Source organism: Gemmatimonadaceae bacterium (genome assembly GCA_019637355.1).
Classification (GTDB): domain Bacteria; phylum Gemmatimonadota; class Gemmatimonadetes; order Gemmatimonadales; family Gemmatimonadaceae; genus Pseudogemmatithrix.
Genome location: JAHBVT010000001.1, coordinates 2,669,206 through 2,693,182, shown reverse-complemented (window position 1 = coordinate 2,693,182; position 23,977 = coordinate 2,669,206). Strand labels below are relative to the sequence as shown.

Genomic DNA, 23,977 nt, shown 5'->3' with positions numbered 1-23,977 from the left:
GGACGCCGTCCTACCGCGACCGCCGCGTCGAACTCCCGCCCTTCTGCGAATCCGCGGTCACGGTGAACGGCCCGGTACCCTGGACGATCCACTTCACGCGCACGATCCCGTTGCCGGGAATGTTCGCCACGCGGATGCTCGCCGGATTCACCTTCTGCTCCGTCGAGTGGCCCTGCAGCGGATCGTCGATGGTGAAGCCCGAGATCACGCGGCCGCCGCTGATGCTGATGACATTCGGACGCGAGATGCGGTTCTCAAGATCCTGCTGCGTGTGCGTCGGCGCGAGGCGGCGATTCACCACCACGGCCGTCACCTCGGTGAGGCCGTTGCCCAGTGCGCGCGTGGTCACGGAGTCCACCTCGACCAGCGGCATCTGCGAGGTCTGGTAGAGCGTGAACATCATATTGCGATGCCCGTCGCTCTGGAGCATAAAGCCAGGCTCGACGCGGCCGAAGTTCTTCTTGTAGCCGCCGACCTCGACCTTCCCGAACTGCGGGTGGTCCACCTCGGTCCACTCGACGAAGGCCTCGCCCATCAGCAGCAGGCGATTGAAGCGCGACTCGGTGGTCTGGAACTGGCGGTTCTGCGGGTTGCCGCCGCCGAAGCCGCCGCCCCCGCCGCCGGCCTGGCGATAGAAGTACAGGAACGGCGTCCACAGCTCGTTGGAGAACGTGAGGATGCCGCGCGCGCCATAGAACCAGTCGAGCTCGCCGCCCCACACGGTGTAGAGGTCCTTCCAGACGATCATATAGCGGTAGCCGGGCAGGATCTCCTCGCCGACGCGGCCGAGCTGGTCGAAGACCTGTACGTCCTGCGGGCGGTACTCGTCCTGCGGCACGCCGGGGCCGCGCAGCAGCATTCCGCCGCTGTTGTGGTAGCTCTGCGCGCCCGCGATGTTGGGGTGCTTGATGACGAAATCCATAATGTTGCGCGTCTCGACCAGCGAACCGGGATAACGGTCCGCGCCGCCCTGCACGTACTGCGGCGCCCAGCGCCAGGGCCAGTTGCGGTTCGGGTCGTAGACGCCGGGGCCGTCCTCGTTCACGAAGCCGTCGCCGTCGTTGTCGTAGCCTTCGGCGCCGAGCAGGTCGTACTCGCCCTGCTCGCCGGGCAGGATCGGAACCAGCAGGCGAGGATCTTCCGGGCTCACGCGCCAGCGGCCGTTGGGATTGCGGCGGCGCATCTGCGTGATGTGGCCGTCGCCGTTGAGGTCGTCGAGGCCGTCCTCGTCCACCTTGCCGTCGTGGTCGGTGTCGCGCGGGGCGAGGCCCGTGCGCGGCGAGCTCGCGTTGTTGGCTTCGTGGATGTAGTGGTCGCGCCCGTCGGGATTGATGCTGGGCACGATGTACAGCGTGTAGTTGCGCAGCAGCGAGTCCACGGCCGGCACGCGATCGGCCATCTCGGCCAGGTACCAAGCCGTGTACAGCGAGAACTCGGCGCCCTGGATCTCGTTGGCGTGGATGTTGCCGTCGATCCACATCGCCGGCTTCTTGTCGGCGTCGCCGACGGAGAAGTTGGTGACGGTGAGCAGGAACATATCGCGGCCCTGCGTGCTCTGGCCGATGCTGCCCATTTTGATGAAGCCGGGGTGCGCGGCCGCGAGCCGGCGGCCGATCTCCATCAGGCCGGCGTGGTCGTAGAAGCGATCCCAGCTCACGGCCACCTTGGGGTTCGGCGGCGAGCCAAGCGCGGCGAGCGCGCCGGCCACCGGAGGCTGCGTGGCCCGCACCGGCGGCGGCGCGGTACGGATGCGCTGGGCTTCGAGGGCCAGCGGGGCGACGGCGAGCAACGCCGCCATCAGATAGGCACCGACGCGCGGTGCGGTCGAAACACGGCGAACGAATGGCATCGGTCGCTTACCTCGCGCGGAGGGTGATGGTCTGGGTGGTGAGCCCGGCGTGGGGCGAGCCCACGGTCAGGGTCACGGTGGAGTTTGGTGCACCGACGATGACCCACTCGAAGGTCTGGGTGCCGCCACTGCCCGGCAGCGCGCCGATGAAGTTCATCGGGCGGCCGCCGCTCATCTGCTGGTCGCGACCGAGGCGCATCTCCACGCGCACGCGGTGCGGCAGGCGCGAGCGCACGCCGATGGCGGCGTTGCTCGGCAGGTAGCCGTCGTTCTGCACGATGGCCTGGATGCGATAGACGCGCGGGCCGACTTCGGTGACGGTCACGCGCGGCGCGGTGACCTTGGGGAGCAGTCCGGTGAGCTCCACGACGAAAGCCGTGTGCTTGGCGGAGAGGCTGTCGAGTTCGCTGCCGAGCGGATTGAGCAGCGCGAAGGGCGCGAAGCCGCCGACCTCCACGGCCTCGCCATCAATCGTGAAGCCCGACACGGGCGTCCATTCCACGAATCCGTTGGGTCGGTTGGCTTTCACCCAGCGGTAGTCGTTGCGTTCGGTCGCCAGCGGGTCGGGGGACGGGGCGCGACGGCCAGCGGCGGTATCTGCCGGCGCCTTGCCCGGCCACCACACGCGCGAGCCGAAGGCGAAGCGTCCCATATGGAAGTAGGCCCAGGACAGCGGATCGCCCTGATCGGCGGCGCTGGCCGGGCCTTCGCTCCAGCCCGTGGTCGCCTTGAAGCGGCGCGACACTTCATTGAACCAGCCGTTGTCCTCGGGCAGCGAGGCCGTGAGCGGTCCGCCGGCCGAGGTGCCCTGCGGCGCCCCGCCGATGCCCGGGACGCGACGGCCTTCCCAGGGCTTCAGCAGGTTGTCCTGCATCCCGAGCACGTACACGGCAGCGATGTGGTCGTGCGTGCTCACGAACTCGGCCACCGCCCGCGACTCCTCGGCCGAGAACGGGTGCAGGCCGGCGTTCTCGGAGAAGAAGCGATAGTTGTTGGCGAAGTTGCGCGAGATGTCGGTGCCGCCCGCCGCGTCCTCGTTGTACTCGCCGTCGTTGTCGTTGTCACGGCCTTCGACGAGGATGCGGTAGATGCCGCGTTCGCCCTTGGTGCGGTCGGCGCGACGCATCAGCGCCGGATCGACGGCGTCGGGAATCCATTCGCCGTCAGCGGCCTTCACGCGCATCATCGTGATGAGGCCGTCGCCGTTGAGGTCATCGGGGCCGTCTTCGTCGTCGGCCATATCGCGGTCGTCGTCGAATGGCGACTCGTTGCCCTTGCGCTCCCAGCGCAGCGCGCCGAAGAAGGCCTCGCTGGCATCGGGGTTCATCCGCGGGATGACGTACACGGTGTTGCTGGCGAGGAGCTGCGTGACGGCCTGGTCGCTGCCGTGGCGCCGCGCGAGGTCGCGCACGATGCGCAGGGCGACCTCGGAGGAGCTGATCTGCGGGCCGTAGGCGCCGGCGAGCACGAGCAACGCGGGCTTCTCTTCGGCGCCGCCGAGGCGCACGAGATGCACCGGGCGTCGGCCGGGCGAGGTGGCGAGCACCGAGACCTTCACGAGGCTCGGCTTGCTGCGCGCGATGGAGTCGAGGACGGCGCCGAGCCGGGCGGCGCTGTGGTACCCGTCGGTGGGACGCCCTTGGGCGCCGGACGGGAGGGCGAACATCGCGAGCAACGCGAGCACGCCAAGCGAGCGGATGAGTGGCATCGTGGGAATGGTGTGAGGGACAGTAAGTGTACGCCCGCCGGGGGGATGGCGTTGGGCCCGAATCACGAGGACCTGAAACCCGTGCGCGACCCCCTGCCGTAGGCCCGGGTGCCCCAACCCCGTCCCAATGGCCTCTTGGATTCGCGACATCAGCCTCGGATTGCGCACCCTGCGCAAGAGCCCCGGTCTCACGATCGTTGCTTCGATTGCGCTGATGTTCGGCATCGGCCTCACGACGATGATGTTCAGCATCGTCTACGGGGCGCTGATGCGGGGCCTGCCCTTCGAGGACGGGGATCGGATCGTCACGGTGTGGAGGACGAACCCGCGCAACAACATCACGCGGCAGTCGCTACCCATCCACGACTTCTCCGACGTGGTCCAGGCGCAGCGCTCGTTCACGCAGTTCGGGGCCTACACCAGCGGCACGATGAACGTGTCCGGCGAAGATCGCGCTGAACGCTACTCAGGTACTTGGATCACGGTCGGGGCGCTGGAGATGGCCGGTATCCAGCCGTCGATTGGGCGGACCTTCCGGCCCGGCGAGGACGCGCCGGGTGGCCCCAGGGTGGCGATCCTCGGCTATGCAATGTGGCGCGACCGCTTCGGCAGGTCACCATCGGTGATCGGTCAGACGATGCGCGTCAACAGCGAGCCCTACGAGATCATCGGCGTGATGCCGGAAGGATTCCGCTTCCCGAATGACGGCGAGCTGTGGCTGCCGTTGCAGACCGACCCGCTGGCGACAGCGCGGGGCAACGGTCCCTACGTCAACGTCATCGGCAAGCTGGCGCCCGGGGTGTCCATCGACGCTGCATCGGCCGAGCTGGCCACCATCTACGGACGGCTGGCGGCGGACTATCCGGAGTCCAATCGTGACTTCTCGGCCTATGCGATGGAGTTCACGCGCGCTTTCATCGGCAATGAGGCCTCCGGCCTGCTGTACACGATGCTTGGCGCGGTGTTCTTCGTGCTGCTGATTGCCTGTGCCAACGTGGCTAACCTTTTGCTCGACCGCGCGGCGCACCGGTCCAAGGAAGTCGGCGTGCGTTCGGCGCTTGGCGCTTCGCGCGGACAGATCGTGCGGATCTTCCTGGCCGAAGCGTTCGTGCTCTCGCTCCTGGGCACGGTGCTCGGCATTATCGTCGCGAAGGTGGGCCTGGATGCTTTCACGCGGGCGATCGTGGATACGAATCCGCCGTTCTTCCTGTCCTTCGACCTCTACGGTCCCGTCCTCGCGTTCTCCATCGGCGTCTCGTTACTCGCGGCGCTGATGTCCGGCCTGATTCCCGCGTTTCAGGCATCGCGGGGCGACATCGCCGAGATCCTCAAGGACGAGTCGCGCGGCGCGTCGGGGATGAAGATCGGCAAGCTCAGCAAGGCACTGGTGGTGTTCGAGATCTCGCTGTCCTGCGGGCTGCTCGTGGCGGCCGGCTTGATGATCAAGAGCGTGGTGAAGGCCAACTCGCGCGATACGGGTTTCGCGATGGAAAGCGTGTTCACGTCGCGCGTGGGCTTCCCGTCGTCGTACACCGATACGGTGATGCAGCGGACGTTCTGGGAGCAGTTACCGGAGCGTGTGGCAGCGATCCCGGGCGTGCAGGCGACGGCGTTGGCGTCGGGGCTGCCGAGCGCGGAGCAGGGCTTCGGGCAGGACGGCGTGATGATCGAGGGCCGCACGTACAACGAAGGCAGCGAAGTGGGGCGCACGCGGCTCGGCTCGGTGTCGTCGGACTTCCTGAAGACGCTGGAGATTCCGTTGAGCCAGGGGCGGAGCATTGACGATACCGATCGTGATGGCGCGCTGCCGGTGGCGATCGTGAACGAGCGCTTCGTGCGCGAGCACTTCCCCGATGGCGATGCGCTGGGCAAGCGCGTGAAGCTCGGCGGTATCCAGCCGGAGAACCAGAACCCATATCTGACCATCGTCGGCGTGTTCGGCGACGTGATGGCCGGCGACCCCGAGGACCCGCGGCCGGCGCTGCTGCTGCGCCCACTCGCGCAGGCAAGGCCGCAGTTCGCGTACATCGCGGCGCGCACCGCCGGCGACCCGATGTCGTTGGCGCCGGGTGTACGCGAGGCCGTCGCCTCGCTAAACCCCGACATTCCCATCTATTGGCCGATGACCTTGCGGGAGGCCGCCGCGCGTCAGTTGTGGTTCGTCCGCGTGTTCGGCACGATGTTCGCGATCTTCGGGCTCGTGGCGCTGTTCCTCGCGAGCATCGGGCTGTACGCGGTGATGAGCTTTGCCGTGAGCCGGCGCACGCGCGAGATGGGCATCCGGATGGCGCTGGGCTCGTCGCCGGGCCGCGTCATCCGGCTGGTGTTCTCCAGCGGCGCGTGGCAGCTGGGTCTCGGGATGGCGCTCGGGCTGGCGCTGGCGGCGGGCATCTCGCGGTTGCTGACGGTCATCCTCTACGACGTGCAGCCGCTGGATCCGATCGTATTCAGCGCGGTGGCGTTGACGCTCGGTGTAGCCGGGGCGCTGGCCTGCTTCATCCCGGCGCAGCGGGCGACGCGGGCGGACCCGGCGGTGGCGATGCGGGCGGAGTAGCGGAGGACAACCTAGGTTTGGGCATCCCCCCAAGCCGGAGTTCTTCACGTGTTCGTCGGTCACCTCGCCGTTGCCTTCGCCGCCAAGAAGGCCAAGCCGGAAGTGCACGTCGGCTGGTTCATCGTCGCCGTCTCGTTCGTGGACCTGATCTGGCCGATCCTGCTGCTGCTCGGACTCGAGCGCGTGGAAGTGGAACCGGGCAACACGGCCTTCACGCCGCTGGCCTTCGTGCACTATCCGTGGACGCACAGCCTGTTGATGGGCTTTGCCTGGGCGGCGGTGCTCGCCGGGCTGGCACGTTGGCGCGGCGTGGCACGCAACGGCGCCGCGTTGATTGGCGCCCTGGTGCTCAGCCATTGGGTGCTGGACTTCGTGACGCATCGTCCGGACTTGCCGCTGTGGCCGCACGGCGGGCCGTTGCTCGGCCTCGGCTTGTGGAATTCCATCGGCGGCACCTTCGCGATCGAAGGCGCGATGTGGATTGTCGGCATCGCGATGTGGTACTCGGCGTGCCGGCCGCGCGGCGTCGGCGGCTGGGCGGCGATCGTCAGCTTCGTACTGGTGAGCACGGTGATCTGGGCGGGCGGTGCCTTCGCTCCGCCGCCGCCGACAGCTCAGGATGTCGCGGTCGGTGCGCTGATGGGGTGGATCATCGTACCCTGGGCCTGGTGGATCGAGCGAGCGTCCGCGCCGCGAGGATCCCTCCGAGAAAACCGCCCAGGTGCGCCTGCCAACTGATGCCCGGCTGGCCGGGGAGCACTCCGACCACCACGCCACCCCAGAGCACCGTCACGAGCACGCTGAGCGCGATGGCGCCGAGTGATCGCGCATACCAACCGGCGAGCATCAGGAAACCGAGGTAGCCGAACACGACGCCGCTGGCGCCGATGTGCACGCTGCCCGGCGCGCCGAAGGTCCACGCGAACAGTCCGGCGCCGAGCATCGAGAGCAGTGTGACGGGGATGAAGTGCTTGGCGTCGCGCAGCATCACCAGCCAGCCGAGCACGAGCAGCGGCACGGTGTTGGCAAGCAGGTGCTCGGTACTCCCGTGCAGGAAAGGGGCGAAGAGAATTCCCCAGAGTCCCTGCTTGCTGCGGGGATGGATGCCCCAGGCGAGCACGGCATTGTTGGTCACGACCTGGGCCGTGAAGCCGGCCCAAATGGCCGCAATTGAGCCGCCGAGCGTGGTGGCTTGGAGCTTGAGGGTGCGCGTCGTGGCGCGAACAACGGAATTCATCGTGCAAGTAGTGTATCTTGGAGGATGCCTACGCGCGCGCCTTCTGCTCCCTCGTCCGAGGGATTCAGCGCCCTAGGTCTTCCAGACACGACATTGGCCGCGCTCGCGGCCTTGGGCTACGAAGAGCCGACGCCGATCCAGCGCGCGGCGATTCCGGCGTTGCTGGCGGGCCGGGACGTGCTGGCGCAAGCGGCGACGGGTACGGGCAAGACGGCCGCGTTCGCGCTGCCGCTGGTATCGCACATCCGCACGGACGCGCCGCCGCGCGAGCGGACCAGCGCGCTGGTGCTGGTGCCCACGCGCGAACTCGCGATGCAGGTGGCCGAGGCGATCTACCGCTACGGACACGCCAGCGGGGCGGTGGCGGTGCCGATCTACGGTGGTACGCCGATGGACGGCCAGATCCGCGCGCTCAAGCGTGGAGTGGACGTGGTGATCGCGACGCCGGGCCGCGCACTCGACCACATCCGCCGCCGCACGGTGTTCCTCGCGAACCTGCGTACGGTGGTGCTGGACGAGGCTGACGAGATGCTCGATATGGGCTTCGCCGAGGACCTCGAGGCGATCCTGGCCGAGACGCCGGCGGAGAAGCAGGTCGCCTTGTTCTCGGCGACGCTGGCGCCGCGCATCGCGGCGATCGCACGGACGCATTTGCGCGACCCCGAGACGATCACCATCGAGCGCGAGAAGGTGAAGGCCGGTGCGGTCGCGAAGGTGAAGCAGGTGGCCTACTTGGTGACGCGCGCATACAAGACGGCGGCGCTGGGACGCATCCTTGACGTGGAGCAGCCAACCAGCGCGATCGTGTTCTGCCGCACGCGCACCGAAGTGGACGAAGTCTCGGAGACGCTGAAGGCGCAGGGCTACGGCGCCGAGGCGCTGCACGGCGGGCTCTCGCAGGACCAGCGTGACCGCGTGATGAAGCGCTTCCGCTCGAAGGGTGCGGAACTGCTCGTGGCGACGGACGTGGCGGCACGCGGGCTGGACGTGCAGCACGTCTCGCACGTGGTCAACTACGACGTGCCCTCAGCGACCGAAGCGTACGTGCACCGCATCGGGCGGACGGGCCGCGCCGGCCGCACAGGCACGGCGATTACGCTGGTCGAGCCGCGCGAGCAGCGGATGCTGCGGAACTTCGAGCGCGCGACGGGGCGTCCAATCGAACTAGCGCCGCTGCCGACGGTGGCGGACCTGAAGGTGAAGCGCGCCGAGCAGGCGCAGGCGGCGCTGCGTGAGGCGCTGCTGGAGGGTGGTCTCGAGGCGTGGCGGGCGATGGTGACGCCGCTGGCGGCGGAGTTCGACGCGCTCGATATCGCGGCGGCGGCGTCCAAGCTGCTGGCGCGCGGGCAGGGCGAGCCGGAGGCGGAAGAGCAGGAGATTCCCAGCGCCGCGCAGCGTGAGCGGCATCCGGCGCGCGAACGCGCCGCGATGCGCGCGGAGCGCAAGACCGAGCGCGCGGCGAAGGGAGCGGGGAGGGGAGCGGGCAAGGGCTCGACGAAGGGCGCCGCGGCGATGACGCGGCTGTACGTGGGTGCCGGTCGCAAGCTGAAGGTGCGTCCCGGCGATCTCGTGGGTGCGATCGCCAACGAGGCGGGCATTGCGGCGACGCGCATCGGCACGATCACCGTCTTCGACCGTCACTCGCTGGTGGACGTGCCGCAGGACGCGGCGAGCGACATCCTCGCGGCAATGGCGAAGGCGACGATCAAGGGCAAGCGAATTCTCGTACGGCGCGATCGCGCCGAAGGAGCAGGGGAATGATCAAGGGGTTTGAGTTCGTGGCGGACGATCGGCAGTACGCGTGCACCGTGGAAGCGCAGCGCGGCGCGGACGAGTCGTGGTGGTGGTTCACGGTGAGCGGCGACCCGCAGCGCTACGCGCCGTTCCGTGCGGCGTCGAACGACACGCGCACGTCGGTGCAGGAGCGCATCGTCGCGTTCTACACGAACCGCCTGTTCCAGCTGGCGCAGCCGCGCGAGCGCGGGGCGCACTTCGGCAGCCGCAAGCGCACGCCGAAGCCGGCGACGGAAGCCTGACGTCGCCGGCCCGGCCGCGGGCTAGCGCCGCATCGCGGCGACGCGCGCGAGGAAGTCCCGCATCTCGCGCTGCGTCCACTCGGGTTCGTCGAGCATAATGAAGTGATACGCCTGGTCGTGGATGCGCAGCGTCGCATCCGCGAGCGTGGCGTACTGGCCGGTCATCAGGCGCTCGACGGCGGCGCGGGTCTGGCCCATCGACTCATAGGCGATCCAGGCGTGCAGGTTGAGCACGGGGACGCGGACGCGGGCGAGGTCGGCCCGGAGGTCGAGGCGCCACATATCGTACATCGCCACCGCCATCGTCGCCATATCGCTGTCGCGGCCGTGGCGGGCCAGCATCGCCTGCGCGGCGCTGTCGTGCACCATCATCCGCAACTGCGCGCCCTGCATCCGCAGGTAGTTCTCCTTGGCGTTCGGGCTGGACATCATCGTGCGCATCTGCTCGGCCATCGGCCGCATCGATTCAGCGGTGGCGTCGGGATTCATCGTCGCGCCGATGAACGGGAGTCCGTCGATGTTGACGACGGCGGACGGAAGCTCGGGATGCTCGACGGCGATCCACAGCGCCAGCACACCGCCGAGTGAGTGGCCGACCAGCACCGGGCGGTCGAGACGGCGTTCGCGGATGTACGCGACGATGGCGTCGCGTTGGCGCTCCAGCCAGCCAGGATCGGTCGCGACGGGCGGCGCGCCGGCGAAGCCGGCCAGCGAGAGCACGTGCACCTCGTGGTCACGGGCGAACTCGGCGGCGGTGCTGCGCCAGACCTCGCCGTTGTTCGTGAGTCCGGGGATGAAGAGCACGGGTGTGCCGCGACCCGAGACTTCTGCCGTGAAGGCTGCTTGGGCGTGGACGGCGGCCGGCGCGAGCAGCGCGAGCCCCGTTGCGAGCGTGAACGTTCGGAGCATACGAGATCCATCGGTTAGGGATGCCGCTCCCTACGGCGCGATGCGAAATCGGTTTTCTTCTCTCACGCGTGTCGTGTCCAGTGGCCATATTACGCATATGGCCCCCCGCGACCGACTTGGCGACGCGCTGCGGCGCGCGCACGATGGCTCCCCCTGGCACGGCCCGTCTCGCAGCGACGTCCTTGCCGACCTGACGCCCGCCGAGGCGGCGTACCGTGCCGGCGACGGCGTGCACACGATCTGGGAGATCGTGCTGCATATGCGGAGCTGGACCGAAGAAGTGCTGGCGCGTGCGCAGGGCGGCGTGCCATCGGAGCCGGTGAACGGCGATTGGCCTCCGATGCCCGCGAAGGCGGACGACGCAGCGTGGCACACGCTGTTGCGCTCGTTGGACGCGGCGCACGCGGCGATGCTGGCGCAGGTCACGGCGATGGATGAGGCGGCGCGTGCCGCCCGCGTGAAGGACCGGCCGGGCGACCCGCCGGGCTCGGCGATCACGCAGCGGGCGATGATCCGATCGCTCGCCGAACACGATGTCTATCACACCGGCCAGGTGGCGCTGCTGAAGCGCATCGCGCGGCAGGCGCTGGCCGCTTCCCCCACTCCCCCCTCGAGATGACCACTCCCTCTGCATTCCAGCGGCGCGGGTCGCTCGTCGCCATCGCGCTCATCGTGGTGGCGCTGGCGATTCCCGCGCTGGCGACGGCGCTCACCGACTGGCTGTGGTTCCGCGAGATCGGCTTCGAGCGCGTGTTCACGCTGAAGATCACGGCGCAGCTCTTCCTCGGCGCGACGGCGTTCGTGCTGGGTTTCCTCGGGCTCTACGGCACGGCGCGCTTCGCGCTGCGCGGGTTGGAGCGTTCGGCCGAGAGCTTCATCGTGCTGGCCGAGGGCGGCGTGCAGATGCGCGCCAAGTTCCTCGTGCGGGTGGCGCAGCTGGCGGCGCTGCCGGGCGCGCTGTTCTTCTCCCTGATGCTGGGTACGGGACTGGCCTCGCGCTGGCGGACGCTGATCCAGTTCTGGTACCGCACGCCATTCGGCGACGTGGATCCGATCTTCAACCGCGACATCGCGTACTACGTGTTCACGCTGCCGGCGATGCAAGTGGCGCTGGACTGGCTCTCGGGATTGAGCTTCGTGGCGCTGGTGTTGGTGGCGGTGCCGATCTACGTGGTGCGCGGCGACATCGGGTTCCGCCTGGGGCGGCTGCGCGTGGACCGCGCGGCGGAGTGGCACCTGGCGGTACTCGCGGCGCTGTGGTTGGTGCTCGCGGGCATCCGCACCTGGCTCGTGGGCGTGCCCTCGCTGCTGTTCGGATCGCACGGCCCGCTGCAGGGCGCGAGCTGGACCGACCTGCACGTGCGCGCGCCCGGGCTGCAGATCCTCGGCGCGCTGCTGCTGGTGGCGGCTGCGGCGATGCTGTGGGCGGCGCGCCGCGGCATCCTCGCGCGCGTGGCGGCCATCGTCGTGGTCGGCAACGTGCTGCTGACGGCGCTGGTGAACGGCATCGTCCCGAGCATCGTGCAGCGCATCGTCGTGCAGCCGAACGAGCTGGCGCGCGAGTCGGCGCAAATCACGCACCACATCGCGGCCACGCGGCGCGCGTGGAGCCTCGACGACGTGGAGCGGCGCGAGCTGGCCGGTGCGCAGGAGCTCTCGGCGCGCGACATCGCCGCCAACCGCGCGACGATCGACAACGTGCGGCTCTGGGACCGCGAGCCGCTGCTGCAGACCTTCGGGCAGATCCAGTCCATCCGCACCTACTATGACTTCGTGGGGGTGGACGACGACCGCTACACGGTGGATGGCCAGATGCGGCACGTGCTGCTGTCGGTGCGCGAGCTGGATCCAGCGGCGCTGCCGACGCGGACCTTCGTCAACGAGCACCTGACGTTCACGCACGGGATGGGGCTGACGCTCGGCCCGTCGAACGAGTTCACCGAGCAGGGCCTGCCTGTGCTCTGGGTGCAGGACCTGCCGCCGACGACGAGCCGCGGCATCACGATCTCGCGGCCGCAGGTGTACTTCGGCGAGCTGTCGCGCTCGTGGGTGATGGCGCCGTCGCGGCAGCGTGAGTTCGACTTCCCCTCGGCCGAGGGCGAGCAGGCGGTGTACTCCACGTACCAGGGCCGCGCCGGCGTGCCGCTCAATGCGTACTGGCGGCGCCTGGCCTTCGCAATCCGCTTCGGGTCGGTGAACATCCTGCTCTCGGGCGACCTGACCGACAGCACGAAGATCTTGTTTAACCAGCAGGTGCGGGCGCGTGCGGAGCTGGCGCTGCCGTTCCTGACCTTCGACGCCGATCCCTATGTCGTGGTGACGGACGACGGGCGCCTCGTGTGGATGCTCGACGCGTATACCTCAACCGACCGCTATCCCTACTCGGCCCGCATCAGCGACGGCTCGAACTACCTGCGCAACAGCGTGAAGGTGGCGATCGACGCCTACGACGGCGATGTGCGGGCCTGGTTGGTGGATCCCAGCGACCCGATGATCAACACGCTGAGCCGCATCTATCCGGGGCTGCTGCGTCCGCTCGACGAAATGCCGGCGGACCTGCGCAAGCATATGCGCTATCCGGAGGACCTGTTCCGCGCGCAGACGGGCCTATATGCCACCTTCCATATGACGGACCCGGAGACGTTCTACCACCGGGAAGACCAGTGGCAGATCCCGGCGGCGCAGCGCGGTGCGGTGCGCAGCGGCTACGCGCGGCACATCGTGATGCGCCTGCCGGGCGAGCAGGAGGCCGAGTACCTGATGATGCGGCCGTTCACGCCGCGGCAGAAGGACAACTTGGCCGCGTGGATGGTGGCGCGGAACGACGGCGAGCACTACGGCAAGCTGATCGCGTATCGCTTCCCGCGGCAGAGCCTGGTGTTCGGACCGACGCAGATCGCGAATCGCATCAATCAAGACACCGAAGTGTCGCGCCAAGTCTCGCTGTGGGACCAGGGTGGCTCAGAGGTGATCCGCGGCGAATTGCTGGTGATCCCGATCGAGGCCTCGCTGCTGTACGTGCAGCCGCTGTACCTGCGCGCGCAGGGCGGCAAGATCCCCGAGCTCAAGCGCGTGATCGTGGCGCACGAGGGCCGCGTGGTGATGGAGGAGACGCTCGAGGAGGGTCTGCGACTGCTGTTCGGATCGGGGGCGAGCGCAGGAGCGCGGCCACGTCCGGCAACGACGACGGCGGGGCCCGCTGGGGCAGGCGCTCCCACGGGCGCCCAGCCCGGCGCACGGAACGCGGAGCTCGAGGCGCTGGTGCGGCAGGCCCGTGAGCACTACGATAGGGCGCGGGCCGCCCAGCGGGCGGACGACTGGGCGACGTACGGCGCCGAGATGCAGCGACTCGGCGACGTGCTCCGGCGCCTGCAGGAGGCTCGCGGCACACCCTAGCGCGGGAGGCGGATGGCAGCGCGGCTCGAGTGGCACTGGCGGAGGCGCGGTGAGCGAGCCGCGACCGCCTGCGACCCCGGATGCATCGATGAGCTGGCGGAGATCCTCGACGGCCTGCCCTGGGTGCTCGGGGGCGGATTGGCGATCCCGTTCACGCTCGGGACCTTCCATCGCCAGCACGATGACGTCGACCTCTTGTTCGACGATGCCGCGTTCCCGGCGATCGAGGCAGCCTTCGCCCGGGCCGGCTACAGCCTGTGGCAGCACTACACGATGTCGCTGTTCGGGGCGCTGCGCGGGGCCTGGCACCTGCGCCTCAACGAGCACAGCCTTCCGGCGCGGATGCGGCGGCGCAAGCTGAAGTTTCGCCGCGATGACGTGCAGCAGGCGCGTCGCCTTCGCTGCGTGGACGCGTTGCCGTTCCGCATCTTCGGTAGCGTGCTGCACACCTGCGACGGACGTCATCACATCGCGATGCAGGCGCCGATCGTGGGCCACGTCGCGCGCTCCAGCGGCGGGCACGCCATTCCCTGCTTGCACCTGAGCTACGTGGCGCAGCTCAAGGGCCCGCGTCGCGATCCCAAAGACTTGATCGACTTCGCCCGCATCAGGGACGTCGGACTGCTTCCGGCGGGGGACTGGGGAGTGTAGCGAGGCCATCGCGGCGCACTTCGTGCAGGGCGTAGGCGCCGAAGGCCGTGGCGATCGCGAGCACGCCGGCAACGGCCCAAGGTTGGATGCGCCGCCGCCACGGGTGCCCGGGCGTGGCCGCTCCGTTGGCGATCCAGATGGCGAGCACGCCGAGCGCCGCCGGCCAGAGCCAACGCGCATTGGCACCGAGCTCGTCGCGCAGGTGCACGAGTGACGCCACGGTGAGCGCGTAGAAATAGCTGGCGAGGATGTAGCGCGCGTGCCGTGCATAAAGTGCGGCGCGATCGAAGCCGGCGCGCCAGTCAGCGCGGTCCTGCCACCAGAGCAGCAGCCCCAGCACCGTGAACACGCGCAGCGGTGTGTTCTTGAAGACCGCCAGCGCAAGCATCACCGCCAGCGTGATGGTGAAGGCGTGGCGCAGGCTGCGGTCGAGCGCCGTGGGGCGCGGCGCATTTGGGTGTCGCCACAGCCAGATGGCCCGCACCCCGTGTAGCACGAAGAGCAGGCCCATCAGGTTGAAGACGACGTTGCGCCCGAACTCCCAGCTGCCGTAGGCGTACTGCGTGAAGGTCAGGATGGAGCCCGAGAGGTAGAGCAGGAGCATCCCGACGGCATAGCCAATGCCGGCCCAACGATGCTTGCCGCGCCCCGCGAAGGTGGCGAGCGCCAACGGCGCGACGACGAACACCACCGGATAGCCGAGCAGGCGGTGCCAGAGGAGCAGGGTTTCGTGGTTGGCGGCAGGTTCCATACGGGTGATAAACTGGTGCAGCCGCCCCCTCACCGCCAAAGGCACTCTCCCGATGCCCACGAAAGACGCGCGAATCGACGCCTACATCGCGAAGGCCCAGCCGTTCGCGAAACCCATCCTGCGGCACCTGCGCGCCGAGCTGCACGCTGCCTGCCCCGAGGTGGAAGAGACGATCAAGTGGGGAATGCCGCACTTCGCCTACCACGGACTGCTCGCCGGAATGGCCTCATTCAAGGCGCACGTGGCGTTCGGTTTCTGGAAGGGCAGCCTCGTTACGGGGTCCACGCGCCAGGCGAAGGAGGCGATGTGGGACTTCGGCTGCATCACGTCGGTGAAGCAGCTGCCCGGCAAGCGCGAGCTGCGCGCGCTGATCAAGAAGGCGATGGAGCTGAATGAATCGGGGACGGCACCCAAGCGCCCGCGCAAGCACGCGAAGCCGCCATTGCGCATACCAGCGGACCTGAGCGCGGCGCTCAAGTCCGCGGCGAAGGCGGCAGCGTTCTTCAAATCACTGCCGCCTTCGGCGAAGCGGGACTACATCGAGTGGATCACCGAGGCCAAGCAGCCGGCGACGAGGGCGAAGCGACTGGCGACGACGGTAGAGTGGCTAGCTGAAGGGAAGCGGAGGAATTGGAAATATGAGACGTGAGACTTGAGACGTGAGACTTGAGACTTGAGACGGAAGACGGAAGGTGTGCGAGTCCGCATTACATACGGCGGCCCGGGGTCCAGGGCGCGCCTTGTGACTCGGCTTCGCGCTCGAGTCGCGCGAGGTCGGTCTGGATGAATGCGTCGAGCGCCGCCTTGATGGCGGGGAACTCGCGGGCCACGATCTCCAACTGTTGCTGCTGGGTGCCGGTGGGCGCCGCGAGTGTGCCGCCGAAACTCGCGGCGCGGTTCATCCGGGCCAGCAATGAGACCGGCGTCGGCTCGGAGTAGCGGCCGGGAGTGTTGTCGCCGCTGAGCTGTTCGCGAATCGCGCGGAGCTTGGCGATTGCGGCGCGCACGTCGGCATCGAGCGTGGTCGGGCGCGTGATGCGCTGCACGGCCTGCTGCAGGGCATCCAGCCGCGTGCTGGTCTCGGCCATCAGCGCGTTCGTGCCGAGGACCACGCGCTGCAACTCCTGTGCTCGGCGGTGGAAGTCAAAGGCGCGCTGACGATCCGCCACGGTCAGTGCTGCGTTCGGCAGCAGCTGCACTTCGAAGGCCTGCGGCTGCGTGATGGCGCTGCGCACGCCGGCCACGCGCTTGTAGAGCTGCACGCGGTACGTGCCCGGCACAACGAACGGACCGTTGCCACCCTGCGCACCGCCGCCGCCCGCACCCGCGCCGCTGCCTCCACCGCCGCCGCCACCTCCACCGAATCCGCCCTGCTGGCCGCCCACGGGCGCCATTCCCGGCCAGCGGAGATTCCAGGTCACGCGGTTGGTGCCGGTGCTGTTGCCGCCGTTGAAGCGCGCGACCACGGCGCCGCTTGCGTCGGTGATCTCCACTTCCACTGCCGGCGCCTCTTCCTCCTGCTCGGCCTTGAGCGCGTCGAAGCCCGGGAAGGGCACGTCGGTGCCGGAGCGGTTGAGGCCCTGCTCGCGCGTCTCGCGCTGCTGGCGCGCCGAGCGATACGCGGCCCGCAGGTGATACGTGAAGGTCGCGCCCACCGTCGGGTTACTCGCGAAATAGTGCGAAGCACCTTGGAAGCTCACGCCGCTGCCGCCCAGCGGCGAGTCGAGCGTGTAGAGCAGCGCCGGACGTGTCGGGAACAGCGTCGCCTCGGCGCGTGGCAGCTCGGGTGCGAGGGCGCGGATCGCCGAATAGTCGTCGAGGACGAAGATGCCGCGCCCGAAGGTCGCGACGACGAGGTCGTCCATCTCCGGGTGGATGGCGATATCGCGGATGGAGATGGGCGGGATCCCGTTGCGCAGCACCTGCCAGCGCGCGCCGTCGTCGAACGACACGTACAGGCCGTACTCGGTGCCGGCGAAGAGCAGGCCCTTCTTCTTGGGGTCTTCCTTGATGACGTGTACCGACCCGCGAGCCGGCAGGTTGCCGCTGATGGACGTCCAGCTGCGACCGCGGTCGGTGGAGCGCAGCACGTAGGGCTTGTAGTCGCCGCGCTGGTAGTTCATCACCGAGGCGTAGACGGTGTTGTCGTCGTGCGCCGAGGGCGCGAGGTAGGAGACGTAGCTAGTGTCGGGGACGTTGGGGAGGCGGTCCACGCGACGCCAGCTGCCGCCACCGTTCTCACTGACCTGGATGAGGCCATCGTCAGTGCCCACGTACAGCAGGCCTTCGACGCGCGGCGACTCGGCGAGCGCCGAGAGATTGCCGTAGAAGGCCGTCGAGGTGTTGCGGGAGACCGCATCCACGCTCCACTGGCGGCCCTGCATCTTGAGCTCGGGGCGCGAGAGGTTGCGCGTGAGGTCGGGCGAGACGGCCGTCCACGAGTCGCCGCGATCGTTGGAGCGCCAGAGGCGCTGCGAGCCGAAGTACAGGCGCGCACGGTTGTGCGGGGAGATGATCACCGGCGAGTCCCAGTTCCAGCGCGAGGCGGGCTCGCCCGGCGCCGGCTCCGGCACGATGCGCACCGACTCGCCGCTGCGGCGGTCGAAGCGCACGAGCCCGCCGTTCTGCGACTCGGCGTAGATGATGTGCGGCTCGACGGGGTCGATGCGGCTCTGGAAGCCGTCACCGCCATTGGTCACGAACCAATCGGCGTTGCGGATGCCGTTGTCGTTGTTGGTGCGCGCGGGGCCGCAGAAGGAGTAGTTGTCCTGCGTGCCGCCGCAGACGAGGTAGAATGGCGACTCGCGGCTGATATCGATCTTGTAGAACTGCGCCAGCGGCAGGTTGGCGAAGAAGTGATAGGTCTGCCCGCCGTCGAAGCTCTCGTAGAGGCCACCGTCGGAGCCGATGAGCAGGTGGTCCGGATCGTCTGGGTCGGCCCAGAGCGCGTGGTTGTCCACGTGCTTGCCGGCTTCGCCGAGTCGCGCGAAGCTGCGGCCCGCGTCGTTGGAGACCATCGTGTACACGTCCATCGCGTAGACGCGGTCCGGGTTCACCGGGTCGACGATGATCTCCTGATAGTAGAGCCCGATGGTCGAGTACGAGCCTTGGCGGCGCCAGCTCGCACCGCCGTCGTCAGAGCGGAAGGTGCCGCCGCGGTTCTGCGCGGCCTCGGCGATGGCATAGATGACATTCGGGTTGGACGGCGCGCGGGCGAGCCCGATGCGGCCTTCGCCCGACGGCACGCCGCTGAGCTGGCGCCAGGTCTTTCCGCCGTCGGTGGAGCGGTGCAGGCCGCTCTCGGGGCCGCCGGCCAGATAGCCGAAGAAGTGGCGGTGGCGCTGCCAGGTGGCGGCGAGGATGATGTCGGGATTGCGCGGATCGAGGTCTACGTCCGTGACGCCGGCCCAGCGTGTGCCGGAGAGGATCTTGGTCCAGGTCTCGCCGCCGTCGGTGGACTTGTAGAGTCCGCGGTCGCCGCCTTCGCTCCACAGCGGGCCCTGCGCCGCCACATACATCACCTTGGAATCGCGCGGGTCGAAGACGATCTTGCCGATGTGCTCCGAGTCGCGGAGGCCCATATGCCGCCAGCTACGCCCGCCGTCCTCCGACTTATAGATGCCGTTGCCGTAGCTGACCGAGCGCTGGGCGTTGTTCTCGCCGGTGCCGACCCAGACGACGTTCGGGTCGCGGGGGTCGAGCACCACGGTGGCGACGGAATAGACGTCCTGCTGCGAGTCAAAGGTGGACGACCAAGTCGTGCCGGCGTTGTCGGTCTTCCACACGCCGCCCGAGGCGACGCCCACGTACCAGGTCTTCTTGTTCGGGTGCACGGCGATGTCGCCGATGCGGCCTGAATAGGTGGCCGGCCCGATGGCGCGGAAGCGGAAGGCGTTGAGCGCCGAGGTCGGGACCGCGCCGGCGGCGGAATCCGCGGCCGGCGTGGCACCAGCCGCCGCCGGACGGGCGGGGCGCTGCTGGGCGCCGAGGGCCAGGGGGAGGGTCGCGAGGAGGACGAAGCTCGAGAACGCGCGCATTGGGAGCGGGTCGAGGGGAGGGAGCCGGCAGGCGCCGGGACAAGGGATTCTACGCTCGGAGGCAACCCTCCGCTGAGACGGAGGTGACGGAAGGGGTGCACCCCAGCACCCGAGGCAACTCCAGATGACCAGACTCCTATTCCGTGCGGCCGTCCTGACGGCCGCGATTCCCCTTGCCAGCGCCAGCGCGCAGGAAGTGCGCGTGTACTCCGGCGAACCCGGCCGCGTCGAGGTCGTACGCTCGATGCTGAATCGCGCGATGCTCGGCATCACCCTGGCGGATCGCAGCGAACGCGGCGACACGCTTGGCCTGCGCGTCGATGCGGTGAATGACGATATGCCGGCAGCCCGGGCCGGGCTCAAGTCGGGCGACCGCCTGCAGAGCATCAACGGCGTCTCGCTGCGGGCCGACCGCTCCGATGCCGGCGAACGCGACTACGACGGCGTGCTCAGCCGGCGCCTGCAGCGCGAGATGGCCAAAGTGAGCGCTGGCGACACCGTGACGCTCCGCGTGCTCAGCGATGGCCGCGCCCGCGACGTCCGCGTGCCGACCGTCGCGCCGGAGACGATGGCCGGGCGACTGACCCGCACGCTCTCGCGCGGCGCCAATGCCGACCGCCCGGTGCTGGGCATCAGCACCTCGTCCACGGGCAGCCTGCGCGACACGCTCGGCGTGTTCGTGACCTCGGTGAACGAGGAAGGGCCGGCCGCGAAGGCGGGCATCATCGAGGGCGACCGGATTGCCGCCATCAACGGCGTGAGCCTGCGCACCGCGCGCGAGGACGTTCGCGATCCGCAGGTCACGTCGGCCAAGACGGAGCGCCTGCGCAACGAGCTCGCCAAGGTGGATGCCGGCCAGTCAGTGGAACTGACGGTGGTCACCGCCGGCCGCTCGCGCACCGTGCGTGTGACGCCGGTGAAGGCCAGCGACCTGCCGAGCAGCTTCTTCGGGGCCTGGAGCTTCGAGGTGCCCAGCGTCCGGATGCTTACGCCGTCAATGGCACCAACCCCGGCCGTGCCCCCGGTGCCGCCCGCCGCGCCGAGGGCTCCACGCCCCCTCGTGCGCGGCGTGATACAGATCTAGAACGAGCTGCCGAGCAGGAGGGCGTTGAGCACCATCCGGTCCAGCGCCCTCCACCAGCCGCGGAACATCGGGTCGTTGGTGAACATCACGACGTTGCCGCGACCCACGCGCTCCTGCACGACGAAGGCGCTGCCGCGCAGGAGACGCTCGGAATTCTCGGGGAAGGTGAACCCACCGCGGCGCAGCGTGCCGCTGGTGGGGAAGACGGCCACGTTGCCGCCGTCCTTGGAGATGGAGTAGACGCTGCTGCCGCCGACGAGCACGGGCAGGCGCTGCCGCTCCATCCCGAGCGTGACCCAGTTGGTGAGGTCGAGGACGACGTCGAAGTGCGAGCCCGGCAGGTCGGCCAGCCGTTCAGGGCAGGCGTTGGGGCTCGCGGTGGTGCGCACCGAGTCGAGCGGCGCCTGCGCCGCGCGGCCCGGCTCGATCTTCTTGTCGTCGCACTGGATGCGACGCACGGAGCTGAGCCCGGCGTCCTCGCGCGTGGCCCACGCGGTGGCCGCGCCGAAGGTCACCAGCGCGCCGCCGCCCTCGACCCAGCGCTTGAGGTTGGCGCCGTTGCCCAGGCTACCGAGGTTGCCGCTGGGCACGAGGATGGCGTTGTACGCCGAGAGGTCGCCGCGCAAGGCGTCCACGCTGATGGGCGTGAAGCGGATGCCGTAGCGCTGCTCGAAGGACCACCACACGGCGCCGTAGCTCGTGTGGCTGGTGCCTTCAGACACGATGGCGATGCGCGGCGTCTTGAGATCCACCACGACCGAGGAGCCGGTGCCGTACTGGGCTTCGTCGGGGAAGGCGGTGTTGACGCCGCGGACCTCGACGCCGGCGAGTCGCGCGAGCGAATCGAGGCGCGCCGCGAGCGTGGGTTCGTTGCGCGAGACGCGCGCGATCCAGGTGCCGCGCGGCCAGGTGGTGGCGCCGGTCTGCAGGGGCTCGGAGGCGATGGCCACGCGATGGCCCTGCTGCATCAGCTGCGCGGCGAGCTTGGCGGCGCCGTTGCGATCGTTGCGCCACAGGAACGCCGAGCGTGCGTCGCGGCCCTCGACGATGCCGCTGGCGATTGCGTGCGGCAGCACTTCGCCGTTGAGCGTGGTGCCGTTGGCGAGCGAGAGCGGCGTGCCGTTCACGGCCGGCGCGTCTTCCGTCCAGTACGCCTCGACGCCGAAGGCTACCGGCAGCGCCCAGGCGGAGATGTCGTAGAACTCGTAGCCCTCGCCGTCATTGCCGTCGCGCGAACGCTGCTGGTTGCGCTGGAAGCGATCGACCTGCGCCTTGGCGAACACGGGATCGAGTTCCGGGTCGGCTTCGAGCACGGCCTTGGCGACGCGGCCCTGCGGCTGCGCGAGGTCCACGACGTAGGCGCCGGCGGGGAAGCTGCGCGAGCGCGTGCCGTCGTCGGTATAGCTGGCGGCGCGCGCGCTGGTGAAGGGCGCGGTCGTGCGCGAGACCTCGACGCCGGCGCGCAGCAGCGCCGCGGCGAGCTCGGCGGCCCGTGCCGGATCGCTGCCGGGCACGAAGACCACGCGCTTCATCGTGCCGTTGCGGCCGTCGGTGACGGCGCGCTGGCGGAAGCTGGCGTAGTCGCGGACCATCTCGCGCGCCCGCGCCGCCGAGGTCTCGAGCGTGGCGATGCTGGCGACGTAGTGCTTGCTGATGCCGTCGCGCAGCGAGAGCAGCGTGCCGTCGCGGCGGTACTGCAGCAGCGCCGGGCCGCCGTCGGTCTCGTAGGTGGTGCCCATCGCGCCGGTCAGCGAGGGCCAGGAGTCGTAGTAGCCGGGATAGTAGAGGTCGAAAGCGTCGCGGACGAAGTACAGCCAGCCGTAGCGATCGAAGGCCTCGGCGTTGCCGCGGCCGATGGCCTCGCTCCACTTGTATGGCCACCCGGAGATGTTGGTGTTGATGGGCCGCGCCGCCGGGGCCATATAGTACGTCGAGGTGTAGCCGTGCAGGTCGGCGGTGACCATCGGATGCCAGCGCAGCATCCCGCCGACGATGGCCTGCACCTCGCGCTGCGTCATCGCCATCAGGTCGCGGTTCATATCGAACCGGTAGTGATTGAAGCGCCCGCGCGTGGCCCAGGGCTGGCCGCGCTGCTGTTCGATGCTGCTGCCTTCCGGGCTGCCCACCGCCACCGAGTTGCTCCACACCGCAAAGCGCTCGTGGCCGTCGGGATTGGAGCTGGGGTTGATGATGACGATGGCGTTGCGCAGGTGCTCGAGCGTTGCCGGTTCGTTGGACGCGGCGAAGTGATACAGCAACTGCATCGAAGCCTCGAAGCCCGGGACTTCGTCGCCGTGCACCGAGCCCGAGAACCACACCACGGCCGGCGTCCGGGCGATGACAGCGTCGATCTGAGCCTGCGTGGCGCCACGCGGGTCGGCGATGCGGTCGAGGTCGGCGCGGATCTGATCGAGCCGTGCGATGTTCTCCGGCGCGCTCACGATGTACAGGCGCATCGTGCGGCGCTCGTTGCTCACGCCGATCTCCTCGACGCGCACCCGGTCCTTGGCCAACTCGGCGATGGCGAGCAGCACCCGCTCCTGCAGGTGGTACTGCGTGTGCCAGCTGCCGACGTTGTAGCCGAGGATGCTCTCGGGCCGCGGGATGCTTTCGCGATACGGCCCGCGGTCGTAGAAGGAGAACTTGGCGTCGTCGCGCAGCGGGTTGTCCCAGGGGTGCTGGGCGGAGAGCGGCGCGGCGAGGAGGAGCAGGGCGGCGAAGAGGAGACGCATCGGCGTGGAGTGTCGGGGTCCGAGAGTGATGCCTGCGCGGAAGATAGGCGATGCGCGTCGTGTGGGTGAGGGGCGCTCGAGCGAATCTCGCGGGCGTCGAGAAACCGCGTCAGGGGCCTGGCCGTAGAATCGACTATCCCTCGCCATTCTCATACCACGCTCGCGATGTTGCGTTTCCGCTCCGCTCTGCTCGTCCCCGTCCTCGCTGCCTTAGGTTGCGCTGAGTCGACGCTCCAGCCTCCCGACCGTCCGGTTCCGCCCCAGGCCGGGCTGATCCACGCCGTCGAGTCCGACGGGCAATCAATGCCCGCCTTGGTCGGGCATCGGTATGTGGAGGGGACCCTCGAGCAGGTGTTTGCCGATTCCATCCACGTGCAGATCACTGCCGAGGGGGGCTGGCAGATGCACTCCTGGCTGAGGGTGTACCGGGCCGGCCAGCCACATATGACGATGACCCAACAGGAGTACGGGCACGTGGCGTGGAGCGATACGGCCTATGTCTTCGAATCCGACGGCGGCCTGTCCCGCGGATGGGTCCGCGACCCCGCGACGGAGGCGCCGACGTTCTGGATTCGATTCCACGGTGTCGGCGGCATCACCATCGCGGAGTTCTCGGTGCAGCGCCCAAGTGAGACCATTTACGGCGAATGGCGAGCGGATGCGATTGGCGAGCAACCGCTGCCGCAGGTCGTGGCGAGCCACCTCTACGAAGGGGAAACGGGCCCCGTCTTGCGGAGCTTCATTGTGGACTCAGCGACCTTCGCGCTGTACCCGACTGGCGGGTACACACATCGGGTGTGGTTCTCTGAGTGGGAGGGTCCAGTCGACGGCGCTCCGACGGAGAAGCGCTTCGAGTGGTATCACGGCGACTTCGGCGGGTTCGTTCAAGTCGGCGGCACGCTGTCGACCGAATCGTGGTGGCTGCAGAACCACACGATGAGCGGGACCCTCGCGGCGCCCGACCAGCCGCTCTCGCTCACACACCCCTTTGCACACGGGGAGACGCCGCTGGCCTTCCGCTACCAGCGCTGAC

At 68.9% G+C, this 23,977-nt stretch carries 17 protein-coding genes; 10 read left to right on the top strand and 7 right to left on the bottom strand.

What is annotated here, in order from left to right; translation table 11 throughout:
• Positions 1-10: 10 nt before the first annotated feature.
• On the bottom strand, positions 11-1,849 hold the full coding sequence (locus KF689_12310; protein MBX3134155.1) for a hypothetical protein: 1,839 nt from the start codon (positions 1,847-1,849) through the stop codon (positions 11-13).
• 7 nt (positions 1,850-1,856) lie between these two features.
• Complete coding sequence (locus KF689_12305) at positions 1,857-3,557, bottom strand: hypothetical protein (GenBank protein MBX3134154.1); 1,701 nt, start codon at positions 3,555-3,557, stop codon at positions 1,857-1,859.
• Positions 3,558-3,684: 127 nt separating this feature from the next.
• Between KF689_12305 and KF689_12300 the strand changes: the two genes are divergently transcribed.
• Positions 3,685-6,111 (top strand): ABC transporter permease, encoded by a 2,427-nt coding sequence (locus KF689_12300; GenBank protein MBX3134153.1) that lies wholly within the window; start codon positions 3,685-3,687, stop codon positions 6,109-6,111.
• Positions 6,112-6,159: 48 nt separating this feature from the next.
• Positions 6,160-6,849, top strand: coding sequence for a metal-dependent hydrolase (locus KF689_12295; GenBank protein MBX3134152.1), 690 nt, complete (start codon positions 6,160-6,162; stop codon positions 6,847-6,849).
• Here the strand turns inward: KF689_12295 and KF689_12290 are convergent.
• Positions 6,761-7,348: a rhomboid family intramembrane serine protease gene (locus KF689_12290; protein MBX3134151.1), complete on the bottom strand. Its 588-nt coding sequence runs from the start codon at positions 7,346-7,348 to the stop codon at positions 6,761-6,763. The genes KF689_12295 and KF689_12290 overlap by 89 nt on opposite strands.
• A gap of 24 nt (positions 7,349-7,372) precedes the next feature.
• Between KF689_12290 and KF689_12285 the strand changes: the two genes are divergently transcribed.
• Both KF689_12285 and KF689_12280 read left to right on the top strand, forming a co-directional pair.
• Positions 7,373-9,109: a DEAD/DEAH box helicase gene (locus KF689_12285; protein ID MBX3134150.1), complete on the top strand. Its 1,737-nt coding sequence runs from the start codon at positions 7,373-7,375 to the stop codon at positions 9,107-9,109.
• Positions 9,106-9,384 (top strand): hypothetical protein, encoded by a 279-nt coding sequence (locus KF689_12280; protein ID MBX3134149.1) that lies wholly within the window; start codon positions 9,106-9,108, stop codon positions 9,382-9,384. Before KF689_12285 ends, KF689_12280 begins: the two co-directional genes overlap by 4 nt.
• A gap of 21 nt (positions 9,385-9,405) precedes the next feature.
• On the opposite strand, the gene KF689_12275 is transcribed toward KF689_12280, so the two are convergent.
• A complete protein-coding gene (locus KF689_12275) occupies positions 9,406-10,293 on the bottom strand; it encodes an alpha/beta hydrolase (GenBank protein ID MBX3134148.1) in 888 nt (295 codons plus the stop codon).
• Between the two features lie 97 nt (positions 10,294-10,390).
• Here KF689_12275 and KF689_12270 point away from each other — a divergent pair, with 97 nt between their 5' ends.
• From KF689_12270 to KF689_12260, 3 genes are read left to right on the top strand one after another with little or no spacing between them, the layout of a single operon-like run.
• Positions 10,391-10,912, top strand: a complete 522-nt coding sequence (locus KF689_12270; protein ID MBX3134147.1) for a DinB family protein — start codon at positions 10,391-10,393, stop codon at positions 10,910-10,912.
• Positions 10,909-13,689: a UPF0182 family protein gene (locus KF689_12265; GenBank protein MBX3134146.1), complete on the top strand. Its 2,781-nt coding sequence runs from the start codon at positions 10,909-10,911 to the stop codon at positions 13,687-13,689. The genes KF689_12270 and KF689_12265 overlap by 4 nt, the downstream gene beginning before the upstream one ends.
• 12 nt (positions 13,690-13,701) lie before the next feature.
• Positions 13,702-14,340 (top strand): hypothetical protein, encoded by a 639-nt coding sequence (locus tag KF689_12260; GenBank protein MBX3134145.1) that lies wholly within the window; start codon positions 13,702-13,704, stop codon positions 14,338-14,340.
• On the opposite strand, the gene KF689_12255 is transcribed toward KF689_12260, so the two are convergent.
• Positions 14,297-15,091 (bottom strand): hypothetical protein, encoded by a 795-nt coding sequence (locus KF689_12255; protein MBX3134144.1) that lies wholly within the window; start codon positions 15,089-15,091, stop codon positions 14,297-14,299. The genes KF689_12260 and KF689_12255 overlap by 44 nt on opposite strands.
• 52 nt (positions 15,092-15,143) lie before the next feature.
• Here KF689_12255 and KF689_12250 point away from each other — a divergent pair, with 52 nt between their 5' ends.
• A complete protein-coding gene (locus tag KF689_12250) occupies positions 15,144-15,740 on the top strand; it encodes a YdeI/OmpD-associated family protein (protein ID MBX3134143.1) in 597 nt (198 codons plus the stop codon).
• Positions 15,741-15,798: 58 nt separating this feature from the next.
• On the opposite strand, the gene KF689_12245 is transcribed toward KF689_12250, so the two are convergent.
• A complete protein-coding gene (locus KF689_12245; protein MBX3134142.1) occupies positions 15,799-19,128 on the bottom strand; it encodes a hypothetical protein in 3,330 nt (1,109 codons plus the stop codon).
• Between the two features lie 124 nt (positions 19,129-19,252).
• Here KF689_12245 and KF689_12240 point away from each other — a divergent pair, with 124 nt between their 5' ends.
• On the top strand, positions 19,253-20,212 hold the full coding sequence (locus KF689_12240) for a PDZ domain-containing protein (GenBank protein ID MBX3134141.1): 960 nt from the start codon (positions 19,253-19,255) through the stop codon (positions 20,210-20,212).
• Here KF689_12240 and KF689_12235 read toward each other — a convergent pair.
• Positions 20,209-22,944 carry a hypothetical protein gene (locus KF689_12235; protein ID MBX3134140.1) on the bottom strand — a complete coding sequence of 912 codons (2,736 nt, stop codon included), beginning with the start codon at positions 22,942-22,944 and terminating at the stop codon, positions 20,209-20,211. The two genes, KF689_12240 and KF689_12235, sit on opposite strands and share 4 nt — an antisense overlap.
• A 303-nt stretch (positions 22,945-23,247) precedes the next feature.
• On the opposite strand from KF689_12235, the gene KF689_12230 reads away from it, so the two are divergent.
• On the top strand, positions 23,248-23,976 hold the full coding sequence (locus tag KF689_12230) for a hypothetical protein (GenBank protein MBX3134139.1): 729 nt from the start codon (positions 23,248-23,250) through the stop codon (positions 23,974-23,976).
• Position 23,977 lies beyond the last annotated feature (1 nt).